The organism is Cronobacter muytjensii ATCC 51329, assembly GCF_001277195.1.
Classification (GTDB): Bacteria; Pseudomonadota; Gammaproteobacteria; order Enterobacterales; family Enterobacteriaceae; genus Cronobacter; species Cronobacter muytjensii.
In genome coordinates this window covers 823,356-837,890 of record NZ_CP012268.1, presented here as the reverse complement: position 1 = coordinate 837,890, position 14,535 = coordinate 823,356, and the positions used below count along the sequence as shown (strand labels likewise).

At 57.4% G+C, this 14,535-nt stretch carries 12 protein-coding genes; 6 read left to right on the top strand and 6 right to left on the bottom strand.

The window, feature by feature from the left end:
• Positions 1 to 2: 2 nt before the first annotated feature.
• A complete protein-coding gene (gene maeB, locus AFK63_RS03870; RefSeq protein WP_038861333.1) occupies positions 3 to 2,282 on the bottom strand; it encodes an NADP-dependent oxaloacetate-decarboxylating malate dehydrogenase in 2,280 nt (759 codons plus the stop codon).
• Between the two features lie 282 nt (positions 2,283 to 2,564).
• Between maeB and tal the strand changes: the two genes are divergently transcribed.
• Positions 2,565 to 3,515 (top strand): transaldolase, encoded by a 951-nt coding sequence (gene tal, locus AFK63_RS03865; protein WP_038861332.1) that lies wholly within the window; start codon positions 2,565 to 2,567, stop codon positions 3,513 to 3,515.
• Positions 3,516 to 3,535: 20 nt separating this feature from the next.
• Positions 3,536 to 5,530 carry a transketolase gene (tkt, locus tag AFK63_RS03860; RefSeq protein ID WP_038861331.1) on the top strand — a complete coding sequence of 665 codons (1,995 nt, stop codon included), beginning with the start codon at positions 3,536 to 3,538 and terminating at the stop codon, positions 5,528 to 5,530.
• 193 nt (positions 5,531 to 5,723) lie between these two features.
• On the opposite strand, the gene AFK63_RS21585 is transcribed toward tkt, so the two are convergent.
• The 4 genes from AFK63_RS21585 to nudK all read right to left on the bottom strand — a co-directional run bounded on the left by AFK63_RS21585 (position 5,724) and on the right by nudK (position 9,132).
• On the bottom strand, positions 5,724 to 5,903 hold the full coding sequence (locus AFK63_RS21585; RefSeq protein ID WP_038861355.1) for a DUF3828 domain-containing protein: 180 nt from the start codon (positions 5,901 to 5,903) through the stop codon (positions 5,724 to 5,726).
• Between the two features lie 458 nt (positions 5,904 to 6,361).
• The gene (locus AFK63_RS03850; protein ID WP_038861330.1) at positions 6,362 to 7,306 is read right to left on the bottom strand and encodes a hypothetical protein; all 945 of its coding nucleotides are present in this window, start codon (positions 7,304 to 7,306) and stop codon (positions 6,362 to 6,364) included.
• A 75-nt stretch (positions 7,307 to 7,381) separates the two neighbouring features.
• Positions 7,382 to 8,425 (bottom strand): DUF1176 domain-containing protein, encoded by a 1,044-nt coding sequence (locus tag AFK63_RS03845; protein ID WP_038861329.1) that lies wholly within the window; start codon positions 8,423 to 8,425, stop codon positions 7,382 to 7,384.
• Positions 8,426 to 8,556: 131 nt separating this feature from the next.
• The gene (gene nudK / locus AFK63_RS03840) at positions 8,557 to 9,132 is read right to left on the bottom strand and encodes a GDP-mannose pyrophosphatase NudK (RefSeq protein WP_038861328.1); all 576 of its coding nucleotides are present in this window, start codon (positions 9,130 to 9,132) and stop codon (positions 8,557 to 8,559) included.
• A 243-nt stretch (positions 9,133 to 9,375) separates the two neighbouring features.
• Here nudK and narP point away from each other — a divergent pair, with 243 nt between their 5' ends.
• Complete coding sequence (gene narP / locus AFK63_RS03835) at positions 9,376 to 10,020, top strand: nitrate/nitrite response regulator protein NarP (protein ID WP_038861354.1); 645 nt, start codon at positions 9,376 to 9,378, stop codon at positions 10,018 to 10,020.
• A gap of 137 nt (positions 10,021 to 10,157) precedes the next feature.
• Entirely contained in the window at positions 10,158 to 13,274 is a 3,117-nt protein-coding gene (acrD, locus tag AFK63_RS03830) for a multidrug efflux RND transporter permease AcrD (protein WP_038861327.1), read from the top strand.
• A gap of 109 nt (positions 13,275 to 13,383) precedes the next feature.
• Here the strand turns inward: acrD and ypfM are convergent, their stop codons facing one another.
• On the bottom strand, positions 13,384 to 13,443 hold the full coding sequence (gene ypfM, locus AFK63_RS21115; RefSeq protein ID WP_100207200.1) for a protein YpfM: 60 nt from the start codon (positions 13,441 to 13,443) through the stop codon (positions 13,384 to 13,386).
• Between the two features lie 196 nt (positions 13,444 to 13,639).
• Between ypfM and AFK63_RS03825 the strand changes: the two genes are divergently transcribed.
• Both AFK63_RS03825 and AFK63_RS03820 read left to right on the top strand, forming a co-directional pair.
• A complete protein-coding gene (locus AFK63_RS03825; RefSeq protein ID WP_038861326.1) occupies positions 13,640 to 14,071 on the top strand; it encodes a GNAT family N-acetyltransferase in 432 nt (143 codons plus the stop codon).
• A 104-nt stretch (positions 14,072 to 14,175) separates the two neighbouring features.
• The gene (locus AFK63_RS03820; RefSeq protein ID WP_038861325.1) at positions 14,176 to 14,532 is read left to right on the top strand and encodes an ArsC family reductase; all 357 of its coding nucleotides are present in this window, start codon (positions 14,176 to 14,178) and stop codon (positions 14,530 to 14,532) included.
• The last annotated feature ends 3 nt before the right edge of the window (positions 14,533 to 14,535 follow it).

The window sequence follows — 14,535 nt, the reverse complement described above, 5'->3', positions numbered from 1 at the left end:
CGTTACAACGGGTTGGTTTGCGCCTCGACCACCGCGAGCGCGACCATATTCACGATACGGCGCACGGAGGCGATAGGCGTTAACACATGCACCGGCTTCGCCACGCCCATCAACACCGGCCCGACGGTCACGCCTTCTGAGCTGGAAACGCGCAGCAGGTTGTAACTGATACGCGCCGCTTCGACGTTCGGCATAATCAGGATATTCGCGGATCCTTTCAGCGGGCTGTCCGGCATACGGTCGTTACGAATGCTCTCCACCAGCGCGGCGTCGCCATGCATCTCGCCGTCTATCATCAGCTCCGGCGCGCGCTCGCGCACAAGCTGTAGCGTCTCGCGCATTTTGCTGGCGGCGGGCGAATCCGATGAACCAAAGTTCGAGTGCGACAGCAGCGCCACTTTCGGCTCGATCCCGAAACGACGCACGGTTTCCGCCGCCATCACGGTGATTTCGGCAAGCTGTTCAGGCGTCGGATCATCGTTGACATAGGTGTCGGCAATAAAGGTGTTGCCGCTCGGCAGCAGCAGCGCATTCATCGCGCCAGCGGCCTTCACGCCGTCACGGTAGCCGAAAATCTGCTGAACCACGCTGAAATGCTCATGATAATCACCGATTGTGCCGCAGATCATCGCATCCACTTCACCGCGATGCACCATGATGGCCCCGATCACCGTACTGTTGCCGATGACCGCGCGCTGGGCCTGCTCCTGCGTAACGCCGCGACGCTTCATGATGGCGTAGTACTCATTCCAGTACTCCTTGTAGCGCGGGTCCGATTCGTTATTCACAATCTCGAAATCTTTTCCGGCTTCCATTTGCAGACCAAGTTTTTTCAGGCGCATTTCAATAACGCCTGGTCGGCCAATCAGCACCGGCTTCGCGAGACCCAGCGTGATCAGCTCCTGGGTGGCGTGCAGCACACGCGGCTCTTCGCCTTCGGTCAGCACCACGCGTTTCGGATCCTTACGCGCCTGGTTAAAGACCGGCTTCATAAACAGGTTGGTTTTGTAGACAAATTCCGTGAGTTTGTCTTTATACGCGTCGAAATCCGTAATCGGGCGGGTGGCCACGCCGGATTCCATCGCGGCTTTTGCCACTGCCGGCGCGATGGTGACGATAAGACGCGGGTCGAACGGTTTTGGAATGATGTAATCCGGGCCGAACGACAGCTCCTGGTCCTCATACGCCGAGGCGACCACCTCGCTCTGCTCGGCATGCGCCAGCTCGGCGATGGCGTGTACTGCCGCGAGCTTCATCTCTTCGTTAATGGCAGTCGCGCCCACGTCCAGCGCGCCGCGGAAGATGAACGGGAAGCAGAGCACGTTGTTGACCTGGTTCGGGAAATCCGAGCGGCCGGTACAGATGATCGCGTCCGGGCGCACTTCTTTGGCGAGCGGCGGCATAATTTCCGGCTCCGGATTGGCGAGCGCCAGAATCAGCGGCGACGCGGCCATCTGTTTGACCATCTCCTGCGTCAGCACTTTCGGGCCCGAGCAGCCGAGGAAAATATCCGCCCCTTCGATAACCTCGCCAAGCGTGCGCTTGCCATTGTCATCAATGGCATAGGCGGCTTTGGTTTCCGCCATATTCTCTTCGCGCCCTTTGTAGATAACGCCTTTCGAGTCGCACACCACAATGTTGTGCTTCTGCATGCCGAGCGCCACCAGCAGGTTCATACAGGCGATGGCGGACGCGCCCGCGCCGGAGACCACCAGCCGCACGTCAGAGATATTTTTCTGCACCACGCGCAGGCCGTTTAACACCGCGGCGGTACAGATAATGGCGGTGCCGTGCTGATCGTCATGGAACACCGGAATATTCATGCGCTCGCGCAGTTTCTGCTCGATGTAAAAGCATTCCGGCGCTTTGATATCTTCAAGGTTAATGCCGCCGAACGTTGGCTCCAGCGCCGCCACCACGTCGATCACTTTATCCGGATCGTGCTCGTCGATTTCGATATCAAACACATCGATACCCGCGAATTTCTTAAACAGCACGCCCTTGCCTTCCATCACCGGCTTACCGGCCAGCGCGCCGATATTGCCAAGCCCCAGCACCGCGGTGCCGTTGGAGATCACCGCCACCAGGTTGCCGCGCGCGGTGTATTTATGGGCAGCCAGCGGGTCGGCGGCGATTTCAAGACACGGCGCGGCGACGCCCGGCGAATAAGCGAGCGCCAGATCGCGCTGGGTCGCCAGCGGTTTGGTCGGGGAAACCTGAATTTTGCCTGGAACCGGAAACTCGTGAAAATCGAGGGCGCTTTGTTTTAGTTGTTCATCCATTGTGCTGATCCTTTTTCTTTGTGCAGGGTACGAAGCGGCAGGTCGCACGCTCGTTTAACCAGGCCGACAGTATCGCCCTTAACAGGCGGGCAAACTTTGAAGACCGTTAAACTCTGCGTCATGCAACCCCTTGATGTTATCAATTTATAGCAGCGATGTTGCCGGTTCGGGAAAGCATTGCTATGTGCGTCTGCTATGCTTTTTTGTTATGTCCCTGATGAGATCCCGGCGGGCGACACTGACAGCGCCCCATAAAATCTTTGCTTTTCAAGGAGTAGCAAAATGAACCAACTCGAAGGCATTAAGCAGTTCACCACCGTAGTCGCCGACAGCGGCGATATTGAATCGATTCGTAGCTATCAGCCGGAAGACGCCACCACGAACCCCTCGCTGTTGCTGAAGGCCGCAAGCCTTGAGCACTACCAGCATCTGTTCGCCGACGCGCTGGAATACGGCAAAAAGCGCGGCAGCACTCAGAAAGAGAAAGTGGCGGAAGCCAGCGACAAACTGGCGGTCAATGTGGGTGCGGAAATTCTGAAAAGCATTCCGGGACGCGTCTCCACCGAAGTTGACGCCCGTCTCTCTTTCGATAAAGAAAAAAGCATCGCCAAAGCCCGCCGTCTGGTGGAGCTCTATCAGGACCAGGGCATCGATAAATCGCGCATTCTGATTAAGCTCGCCTCCACCTGGGAAGGCATCCGCGCGGCGGAAGAACTGGAAAAAGAAGGCATCCACTGCAACCTGACGCTCCTCTTCTCCTTTGCCCAGGCGCGCGCCTGCGCCGAAGCGGGCGTTTATCTCATCTCCCCGTTCGTCGGGCGTATCTACGACTGGTACAACACCCGCAAACCGATGGACCCGTATGTGGTGGATGAAGACCCGGGCGTGAAGTCGGTGCGTAACATTTACGACTACTACAAACAGCACAACTACCAGACCATCGTGATGGGCGCGAGCTTCCGCCGTACCGAGCAGATCCTGGCGCTCGCGGGCTGCGACCGTCTGACCATCTCCCCGAACCTGCTGAAAGAGCTTCAGGAGAGCGACGCGCCGGTCGCCCGCAAGCTGATCCCGGCGTCGCAGGGCTTCAACCGCCCGGCACCGATGACCGAAGCCGAATTCCGCTGGGAGCATAACCAGGACGCGATGGCGGTCGAGAAACTGGCGGAAGGCATTCGCCAGTTCGCCGTCGACCAGCGTTCACTTGAAGATCTGCTTGCCGCCAAACTTTAACTTTTGTCATGGAGAGAAACATGTCTCGTCAGCTTTTAGCCAACGCCATCCGCGCGCTCAGCATGGACGCGGTACAGAAAGCCAAATCCGGCCACCCCGGCGCCCCGATGGGCATGGCGGATATCGCCGAAGTGCTGTGGAACGATTTCCTCAAGCACAACCCGACTAACCCGACCTGGTATGACCGCGACCGCTTTATTCTTTCTAACGGCCACGCCTCGATGCTGCTCTACAGCCTGCTGCACCTCTCGGGCTACGACCTGCCGATGGAAGAGCTGAAAAACTTCCGCCAGTTGCACTCCAAAACGCCGGGGCATCCGGAAATCGGCTATACGCCGGGCGTGGAAACCACGACCGGGCCGCTAGGCCAGGGGCTGGCGAATGCGGTCGGCCTTGCCATCGCCGAGAAAACCCTGGCGGCGCAGTTTAACCGTCCGGGACATGAGATTGTCGACCACAACACCTATGTCTTTATGGGCGATGGCTGTCTGATGGAAGGCATTTCCCATGAAGTATGCTCGCTCGCGGGTACGCTGGGGCTGGGTAAGCTTATCGGGTTCTACGATCACAACGGCATCTCCATTGATGGCGAAACCGAAGGATGGTTTACCGACGACACCGCCAAACGCTTCGAAGCCTACCACTGGCACGTGGTGCATGAAATCGACGGCCACGATCCAGAAGCCATCAAGCGCGCCATCGAAGAGGCGAAGCAGGTCGCCGATAAACCATCGCTGATTATCTGTCGCACCGTTATCGGTTTCGGCTCGCCGAACAAAGCGGGCAAAGAGGAGTCGCACGGCGCGGCGCTCGGCGAAGAAGAAGTGGCGCTGACCCGCAAACAGCTCGGCTGGAACTATCCGCCGTTTGAAATTCCGGATGAGGTTTACAAAGGCTGGGATGCGAAAGAAAAAGGCCGCCAGGTTGAAGCAAGCTGGAACGAGAAGTTCGCGGCTTATCAGCAAGCCCACCCGGAGCTGGCGGCAGAGTTTAACCGCCGTATGGGCGGTGAAATGCCGGAAAACTGGCAGCAGGTGACGCAGGAGTACATCGAAAAACTCCAGGCAGAACCGGCGAAAATCGCCTCCCGTAAGGCATCCCAGAACGCGCTGAACGTCTATGGCCCGGTACTGCCGGAGTTGCTCGGCGGCTCGGCGGATCTGGCACCCAGCAACCTGACTATCTGGTCGGGCTCCACCTCGCTGAAAGAAGATCCGGCGGGCAACTACATTCACTACGGCGTGCGTGAGTTCGGCATGACGGCGATTGCGAACGGTATCGCCCACCACGGCGGGTTTGTGCCGTACACCGCGACCTTCCTGATGTTCGTCGAATACGCCCGCAACGCGGCGCGTATGGCGGCGCTAATGAAGGCGCGCCAGATTATGGTTTACACCCATGACTCTATCGGCCTCGGCGAAGACGGCCCGACCCACCAGGCGGTGGAACAGCTCGCAAGCCTGCGCCTGACGCCGAATTTCAGCACCTGGCGTCCGTGTGACCAGGTGGAAACCGCAGTGGCATGGAAAGCCGCTATTGAGCGCCATAACGGCCCGACGGCGCTGATCCTCTCCCGTCAGAACCTGGCGCAGATTGAACGCTCGCCGCAGCAACTGAAAGATGTGGCGCGCGGCGGCTACATTCTGAAAGACGCGGGCGGCAAACCGGATCTGATCCTGATTGCCACCGGGTCGGAAGTAGAGATTGCCGTACAGGCAGCCGAAAAACTGCGCGGCGACGGCGTGGCGGTGCGTGTGGTGTCGCTGCCGTCAACCGATGTGTTTGACGCGCAGGATGAAGCCTACCGTGAATCGGTGCTGCCGTCTGACGTCAGCGCGCGCGTGGCGGTGGAAGCGGGCATCGCCGACTACTGGTACAAATATGTTGGCCTGAAAGGCGCTATCGTCGGCATGACCGGTTATGGCGAATCCGCGCCTGCGGAGAAACTCTTCCCGTACTTCGGTTTTACCGTCGAAAACGTGGTGGAAAAAGCCCGCAAAGTGCTTGGCAAATAAACCAACCTTAACGGGCTGACGCCGATCGTTTAAGCGTACCTGAACGAGCCTGCCAGTAAGAAACCAGCCAGAGTCAGATCCCTGATTCTGGCTTTTTTATGTCTGAACACAATATGGATTTCGTTAACCGTTCAGCTTTAAATCACATAAAGCTTAAGTGAGCGGCATTACGGCAGATGCCAGGGGTGATTCTTTACAGGCCGCTTTCAGCAGCAGACTTCGCGCGAGTGATGGCTCCGGCGTTAAATATTGGATGCTCATAGTTATCGGTGACATCACGGACTCGGTATATCTTCCAGATGTCTGACTCCCGACGAACAAAAACTTCCAGCTCTACTTTTTTCCCGCCCTCCCTGCCAATCCATACTGGCATTACCTCGCCCCCATTAACGGTCTGGCGGCACCGACAGTTAGCGCCGATACCCATGATGGATCATAGTCCTGTGCATAAGCGTAGTAATGCAGGCCGTAATCTTTTGCGTTTAGCGTTCTCTCCAGCCGTATGCCGCCAGCAGCTATAGCCTCCCTTGTAAAGGTCGCACATTCGTTATGTGAATGACCGAGCGCGCGGGACCGGAGATGCGAAATAGCAACGTCTTTATTCCAGTTCATTCTTAGTTCTTTTAAGCATGAAAATAGAATTATTGCGTTAACCATAAATATTTTGTGGGATAAAAAAGCGGAAATTATCCCACGTAAAATTATTATTTCCGGATTCGGCCCGGCAAAACTCGCCTGCAAGCAAACAGGATCGAACGGGTGCCACTCGTCCCTCGGCGCAGGGCTTTAAATTAGCCTTAACGGGCTGGCTTTTTTATTTCCGGCGCGGTGTTATTTCAGTACTTTCAGCGTCTCGGCGCTTTTGTTTATCACAATATCTTCCGTTTTCTCATCCCATTTCGCCTCAGCGACAATAACCTGCCCCGGATGCTGCGGATCGCGCGCCACCAGCGTTTTGCCCTCGGCATCTTCCTGCACGTTGAGATTCATCGAAAACGAAGGGATGGCCTCCACCCACTGCTGTTGCTGCACGTCATAGAGATAGGTCGCCCGCCAGGCGCTGCTCCACCACTGCGGATAAATAAGCACGCGGTCGCGCCCGCTGTCGTCAAGGTTTGAGAGCGCCTCCACGCCGCCGCCGATGCACGAAGCAATGGACGCTGGTTTCACCGTCGGATCGCTGTTCCAGAGCTGGCACTCGCAGTCGCCGCTCTCATCGCACACGCCGTTGGTTTTCGGATCGTGCGCCGTCAGCCAGGCGTAGCTTTTCGCCGTGCCGTTAAAGCGCCCGCCCGCCAGACGGTAATCGCGCGTTTTCTGCCGGTTCGCTTCGGTTATCCAGTCGGTTTCTTCGCTGATGCGCCAGCCGGCGGCCTGCTTCGTTAAGGTGAGCTGTGCCGGGTAATTGCGCGGCGTCTGCGGCTCCAGCCCCGCCTGCTTAACAAACGTGGCCTGCACGGCGAGCGGCTGCCCGTCCTGTTCGGTTAGCGTAATGTTGCTGACGACAGTCTGAGTGTAGTGCGGATGTTTTTGCAGGAAAGCGATATTTTCCCCAATGACCGCCTTCGGCGTGAGCGCTTTGCCGTACCAGCGGATCTGTTCGCCATAAAGCGACGCGCCGGCCTCGGCGGAGGGGTGATTTTTAAAGTCGTTCCAGCGGGCTATCAGCGCGCTGACGTCACGTTCGTCCTGCGACGACATCGCGGCGCTGGCGGAGAGCGTCAGCCCTGCCAGCGCAAGCGTGAATACCGCGCGCAGCCCCTGTGTGAATGCCATAAATTCCCTGCCGTGTTATTTGGTTATGATAAGCCACAGGAATATACGCAAAAACGCAGGCGGCCAGAAGCGGGATTATTGGGTTACCCAGAGCGTCGGCCAGGCGTCGGGCCCGTGCCAGCCGTCGCAGCTCGGCTCTTCGGCGTAACGCACCAGGCGAAACCGCTGGCCGTCAAAGCGCCAGCGCGTCGCCACGCCGCAGTCACCAAGGCCGCGCCCTTTGGAAAGCGTGGTGAGTTCTTTGGTTTTTTCGTCAAAGCTGGCGTTCATCAGCTCCAGCTCCTGCTCTTTATCGGCAGGCAGAAACGGCAGACGCAGACGCACCATGCGCGAGGCGAACGGCTTCTGGCGCGAGACCAGCCAGGCGAGATCGACCGTGTTATACGCGCCTGCTTCGCAGCTGATTATCATCAGCGCGGTGTCGTCGGTAAGCGCGGAGATGCGCACTTCGCGGCGCATCGGGTCGAGCGAGCACTGGCTGTTGGTCATGCGCCAGGTGCCGTAATCAAGAAGCGCGTTGAGTTCATCATGGGAGAGCGGCGTTGGCGTCGGGTTGGTTATCTTAATGCCTTTTATCGCGGGCGCGGGCGGCACGCTGAGCGGCGGATTGCTGCCTTTTTTAATCCAGGCGGTTTCGCTGCCGACGCGCTTTTGCTGGGCATCGATAAACAGCAGCGCGGCTTTCAGCCCGTCAAGCGACAGGCGGCCCGGCCCGTCTTTGAGCGTGATAACCGATGACTCTTTGATCTGATCGAGGAAATCGATGATGGTTGCCGGGTCGTCGGACAGCAGACGACGCGGGGCGTCACGCCATTTGTGCCCGGCGGGAATGAGCGTTTTGCCATCCAGCAGCAGGCGCGGCGCGAGCGGCGGCGCTTTACTGACGGCGGCTTCCGGCCTGCCCGCCTCGATACGCAGCGTGGCGTCGGTTTTCGCGCCCGCGCTGCGTGAGACCGTCATCACGAGATCCTGATGGTCGCCCACGTTGCGGGCAGAGCAGAAGTTCTGGTTATTGCAGGTCACCTGCCAGTCACTGAAGATCTTCTGCGCCGGCGCGGCCCACAGCGGCGAGGCGAACAGCAGATAACAGCTAAGCAGTGACAGCAGACGAAAAAGCATGGACGGCGCGTATCCCGGGCGTTAACAGCGGTGAGAAGAAACGCGCCTATCTTCGTTGCCCTTCACGGGCGGCTCAATCGGATTTATCGGATAGATTTATCTGAAATACCACTTCTGATTATTCAGCTAAATCAATCCATTATTCCGCGCAGCTGGAGATGCTGAAGCAGCAGCACGGTTTTCGCGTCGCGAATAACGCCCTGCTTCACCTGCTCAAGCGCCGCCTGAAACGGCATCTCCAGCACCTCAATCTCTTCATCTTCCACGCCGCCGCCCGCATTCGCCCGCGCGGCGTCGTCATACTCGGCGATAAAAAGATGAATGAGCTCGGTAACGCCGCCAGGCGAGGTATAAAGCTCAAACACTTTTTCCGCCGTGCCGACGCGATAGCCGGTCTCTTCGATCGCCTCTTTGCGAATGCAGACTTCCGGCTCATCGTCGTCCAGCAGTCCGGCGCAGGCTTCAATCAGCATGCCGTCCGGGTTGCCGTTCACCCAGGTCGCGACGCGAAACTGGCGAATCAGCACGACGCTCTTTTTCTCGCGGTTGTACAGCAGCACAGCCGCGCCGTTGCCGCGATCGTAGACTTCCCGCTTGTGGCGGACAACGTCGCCATTTTTACGCGTCAGATCGTAGGTGATGTTGCGCAGGACAAAATAGTTTTCCGAGAGAATTTTATCTTTAATCAGTTCGACATTTAACGACATAGCGACTCCATAAACGCCTGGTGTTGGGTGAATAGTACGACCCGAAACGCCGTTTGTCGCCCCCGACGGCGGCGAGCATGCAGGAACAGACGCGCAATGGACGATATTCCGCGGATTGCGCGCGGGCTGCAGGCGATACGCTTGTACAAAGCGCGGCTGCGCCGTGCGCATGGCGAAAAAGCCGACGCGCAGGCTATGGTTTATGCAGGCGCAGGCACTAACAATAACGAGACCGGAGTGAGCATGTCGCAACCTGACCCCTGGCACGTATTGATCGTTGACGATCACCCATTGATGCGCCGCGGTATTCGCCAGCTTCTTGAGACCGACGCGCAGTTTCGGGTGGTGGGCGAAGCGAGCAACGGCGTCGAGGCTGTCGCGCTGGCGAACCAGTTAACGCCGGACGTCATCCTGCTGGATCTCAATATGCGTGGCCTGAGCGGCCTTGATACGCTCAGGCTGCTGCGCCGCGACAGCGTGAGCGCGCGGATTATCGTGCTGACGGTCTCAGACGCGCGCAGCGACGTGTATGCGGTGATGGACGCGGGCGCTGATGGCTATCTGTTAAAAGACAGCGAGCCGGAAATATTGCTTGCGGCGATGCGCGACGGCGCGGCGGGCGGCGGCGTGTTCAGCGCGCAGGTGCAGACGTATCTGAACCAGCGCCTGCCGGGCGAAAAGCCCACCGCGCCGTTCGCGCAGCTGACCGAGCGGGAGCTTGACGTATTACAGGAAGTGGCGCGCGGTCTGTCGAATAAACAGATAGCATCTGTCCTGCACATTTCTGAAGAGACAGTAAAAGTGCATATTCGCAATATACTGCGCAAACTTAACGTGCGCTCGCGCGTCGCGGCGACGGTTCTGTTTTTCGAATCCCGTGACGCGTAAGGTCTGCCGGGCGCGGTTTTGGCGAGATAATTTACATTATCTCCTTTTTTTCTCCACGTTTGCCCCGTCGCCTGGGGCTACAGTGATTGCGGCTACCAATAATAACGACGCGAAGCATTTAAGAGGTCCTGACTCGCATGGCGAATTTTTTTATCGATCGCCCGATTTTTGCGTGGGTGCTGGCGATTCTCATCTGCCTGACCGGCACGATGGCGATTTTTTCACTGCCCGTTGAGCAATATCCCGAACTCGCGCCGCCTAATGTGCGCATAACCGCAAACTACCCTGGCGCCTCGGCCCAGACGCTGGAAAACACCGTCACTCAGGTTATCGAACAGAACATGACCGGCCTCGATAACCTGATGTATATGACCTCGCAGAGCAGCGCTACCGGCCAGGCGTCGGTCACGCTGAACTTTAAAGCCGGCACCGATCCGGATGAAGCGGTGCAGCAGGTGCAAAACCAGCTGCAATCCGCGCTGCGTAAACTGCCGCAGGCCGTACAGACGCAGGGCGTGACGGTACGCAAAACCGGCGACACCAATATCCTGACCATCGCGTTCGTCTCCACCGACGGTAGCATGGATAAACAGGACATCGCCGACTACGTAGCAAGTAACATTCAGGAGCCGCTAAGCCGCATCAATGGCGTGGGGGATATCGACGCCTACGGCTCGCAGTACGCGATGCGTATCTGGCTCAATCCCGACCGACTCACCAGCTATCAGCTCACCACCGCCGACGTGGTGGCGGCTATCAAATCCCAGAACAGCCAGATAGCGGTCGGCCAGCTTGGCGGCACGCCGTCGGTGGATGACCAGGCGCTGAACGCCACCATTAATGCGCAGTCGCTATTGCAGACGCCGGAACAGTTTCGCGCTATTACGCTTCGCGTGAATCAGGACGGCTCGACGGTAACGCTTGGCGATGTCGCGACCGTCGAGATGGGCGCAGAAAAGTATGACAATCTGAGCCGCTATAACGGCAAGACGGCCTCGGGGCTCGGCGTAAAGCTCGCCTCCGGCGCCAACGAGATGGCGACCGCGCAGCTGGTGCTTAACCGGCTTGATGAGCTGTCGCACTATTTCCCGCACGGACTGGAATATAAGGTGGCGTATGAAACCACCTCGTTTGTGAAAGCCTCGATTACCGACGTCGTCAAAACCCTGCTCGAAGCGATCGCGCTGGTGTTTCTGGTGATGTATCTCTTTTTGCAGAACTTCCGCGCGACGCTTATCCCGACTATCGCGGTACCGGTCGTGCTGCTCGGCACGTTCGCGGTGCTTTACAGCTTCGGTTACAGCATTAACACGCTCACGATGTTCGCGATGGTGCTGGCGATAGGCCTGCTGGTGGATGACGCCATCGTGGTGGTGGAGAACGTCGAGCGCATCATGAGCGAAGAAGGGCTCTCGCCGCGCGCCGCCACGCGTAAATCGATGGGACAGATCCAGGGCGCGCTGGTGGGGATCGCGATGGTGCTGTCAGCGGTGTTTATCCCGATGGCGTTTTTCGGCGGCACCACCGGCGCGATTTACCGCCAGTTCTCTGTCACGATTGTTTCATCGATGGTGCTGTCAGTGCTGGTGGCGATGATCCTCACCCCTGCCCTGTGCGCCACGCTGCTTAAGCCGCTTAAAAAAGGCGAGCATCACGGTACACGCGGTTTTTTCGGCTGGTTTAACCGCACCTTCGAGCGCAGCGCGCTGCGCTATGAATCAGCCGTCGGAAAAATAGTGCATCGCAGTCTGCGCTGGATTTTGGTCTATGCGCTGCTGCTGGGCGGTATGGTGTTTCTGTTTCTGCGCCTGCCGACGTCATTTCTGCCGCAGGAAGACCGCGGTATGTTTATTACCTCCGTACAACTGCCGCCCGGCGCGACCCAGCAACAGACGCTGAAAGTGGTGCAAAAGGTGGAGCGTTATTTCTTCGAGAAAGAAAAAGCCAATGTCGCCTCGGTGTTCGCAACGGTCGGCTCCGGCCCCGGAGGCAATGGTCAGAACGTGGCGCGGATGTTTGTGCGCCTGAAACCGTGGGAGGATCGCGACGCAGACCGCGGCAGCGCGGACGCGATTATCGAGCGCGCCACTCGCGCCTTCCGCCACATTAACGAGGCGCGCGTGTTCGCCAGCAGCCCACCCGCCATTAGCGGCCTCGGCAGCTCCGCCGGTTTTGATATGGAATTGCAGGATCACGCCGGGCTCGGACATGACGCGCTGATGCAGGCGCGCGACCGTCTGCTTGATATGGCGAGCAAAGACCCGGCGCTGACCCGCGTGCGCCACAACGGCCTTGATGACAGCCCGCAGTTGCAGATTGATATCGACCAGCGCAAGGCCCAGGCGCTCGGCGTTTCTGTCGATGATATTAACGACACGCTGCAAACCGCATGGGGCTCAAGCTATGTGAATGACTTTATGGATCGCGGCCGCGTGAAAAAGGTTTATGTGCAGGCTTCCGCGAAATACCGGATGCTGCCGGAGGATATTAATCGCTGGTATGTGCGCAATCAGGCAGGCGAAATGGTGCCGTTCTCCGCCTTCGCCACCTCGCGCTGGGAGACCGGTTCGCCACGCCTTGAGCGCTACAACGGCTATTCGGCGCTGGAGATTGTCGGCGAGGCGGCGCCGGGCGTCAGTACCGGCACCGCGATGGACGTGATGGAAAAACTGGTGAGCCAGCTGCCGACAGGCTTTGGCCTTGAGTGGACCGCGATGTCGTATCAGGAACGGCTCTCCGGCTCGCAGGCGCCTGCGCTCTACGCGCTGTCGCTGCTGGTGGTGTTCCTGTGTCTCGCGGCGCTGTATGAGAGCTGGACGGTACCGTTCTCGGTAATGCTGGTGGTGCCGCTTGGTGTAATCGGGGCGCTGCTCGCGACCTGGCTGCGCGGGCTGGAGAACGACGTCTATTTCCAGGTGGGGTTGCTCACCGTCATCGGGCTGTCGGCCAAGAACGCGATACTGATTGTTGAATTCGCTAATGAGATGAACAGCAAAGGCCACGAGCTGGTTGCCGCCACGCTCGACGCGTGCCGCCAGCGTCTGCGTCCGATTCTGATGACCTCGCTCGCGTTTATCTTTGGCGTCCTGCCGATGGCGACCAGTAGCGGCGCGGGCTCCGCCAGCCAACACGCGGTGGGCACCGGCGTCATGGGCGGTATGATCTCGGCGACGCTGCTGGCGATTTTCTTCGTGCCGTTGTTCTTTGTATTGATCCGCAGACGATTTCCGCTGCGACCGGCGCCTGAAGAGTGAGAGTCATAAAGAAAAAGGCGACCTGTGAAGGCCGCCTTTTGATTGTTTTAGTGAGTGAAATCACTGCTGTGTGTCTATAAAAGCGATGTGCTCTTGCTTATTGCTGGATTTATTTACGAAGCATCGCTTCAATAAAGTCTTTCCAGTTCCCCAGTTCATGTTCAATCATAACGACCTCTCTTTATTATTGTTTGCATGATACAAAAATAACGGCCCGGAGTGAAGATACTTTAACCAATCGAATTGATAAGCTCCCTTCATGTATTTGTTATCGGCACTGAGTTCAATATGACGAGGATAAGTTGTCGGTAATGTGACGCCTGGCAATATTCGATAAATTTTTATAACAAGAGGAATAACTAAGCATGCTTATTATGACCCGGCAAGATATTGAAAATCCCGACTGGCAGGCACTCGCTACGCTCATTGAGCGCGCGGGACTTGGCGCACGCGCAGCACGGGATATCGAGCGTTGTTACACCCATAGTACGTTTTGCTGGTACGGGTTTTACGACGGAAAACTGGTGGCGACGGCGCATGCGATTAGCGATTTGACCTGGTCGAGTTATGTCGCGGATATTGTTGTCGATCCCGATTATCAGGGACGGGGTTTTGGCAATCAGTTAATGGACCACATTCTCGAAACACTTTTACCTTTTGGTAAAGTTTTTATCTACGCAGTTTTAGATAAAGTCGCTTTTTATAAAAAATATCAATTCCGGGAATTGACCAGCGGAATGGTCTGCGCCAGTGATGAAAAATTATTCAAAATGTATCAACAGGGTTATATACGTTAAGCATAATTGTGAATGATAGGTTATATTAGCAGGCTACTGTTTCTCCTGTTATCTATTCTAATAATTTGTTTAAGCCACCGGATTTCAGACAAAAGGATTCAAATATGGTCGTGATGTACGGCATAAAAAACTGCGACACCATCAAAAAAGCGCGCCGCTGGTTAGAAAGCCAGCAGATAGCGTATCAGTTTCACGACTACCGCGCCGACGGCCTTGATGCACAACTGCTGCATAAATTCATCGCAGAGCTGGGATGGGAGGCGCTGCTGAACACACGCGGCACCACCTGGCGTAAGCTCGACGAAGCGCGTCGCGCGGCAATCACTGACGCTGACCGCGCAGCGGCGCTGATGCTGGAAATGCCGGCCATCATTAAACGACCATTGCTCTGCGCGCCGGGTAAGCCTATGCTGCTTGGTTTTAGCGAATCCACTTACCAGCACTATTTTAACGAGGTCTAGTGT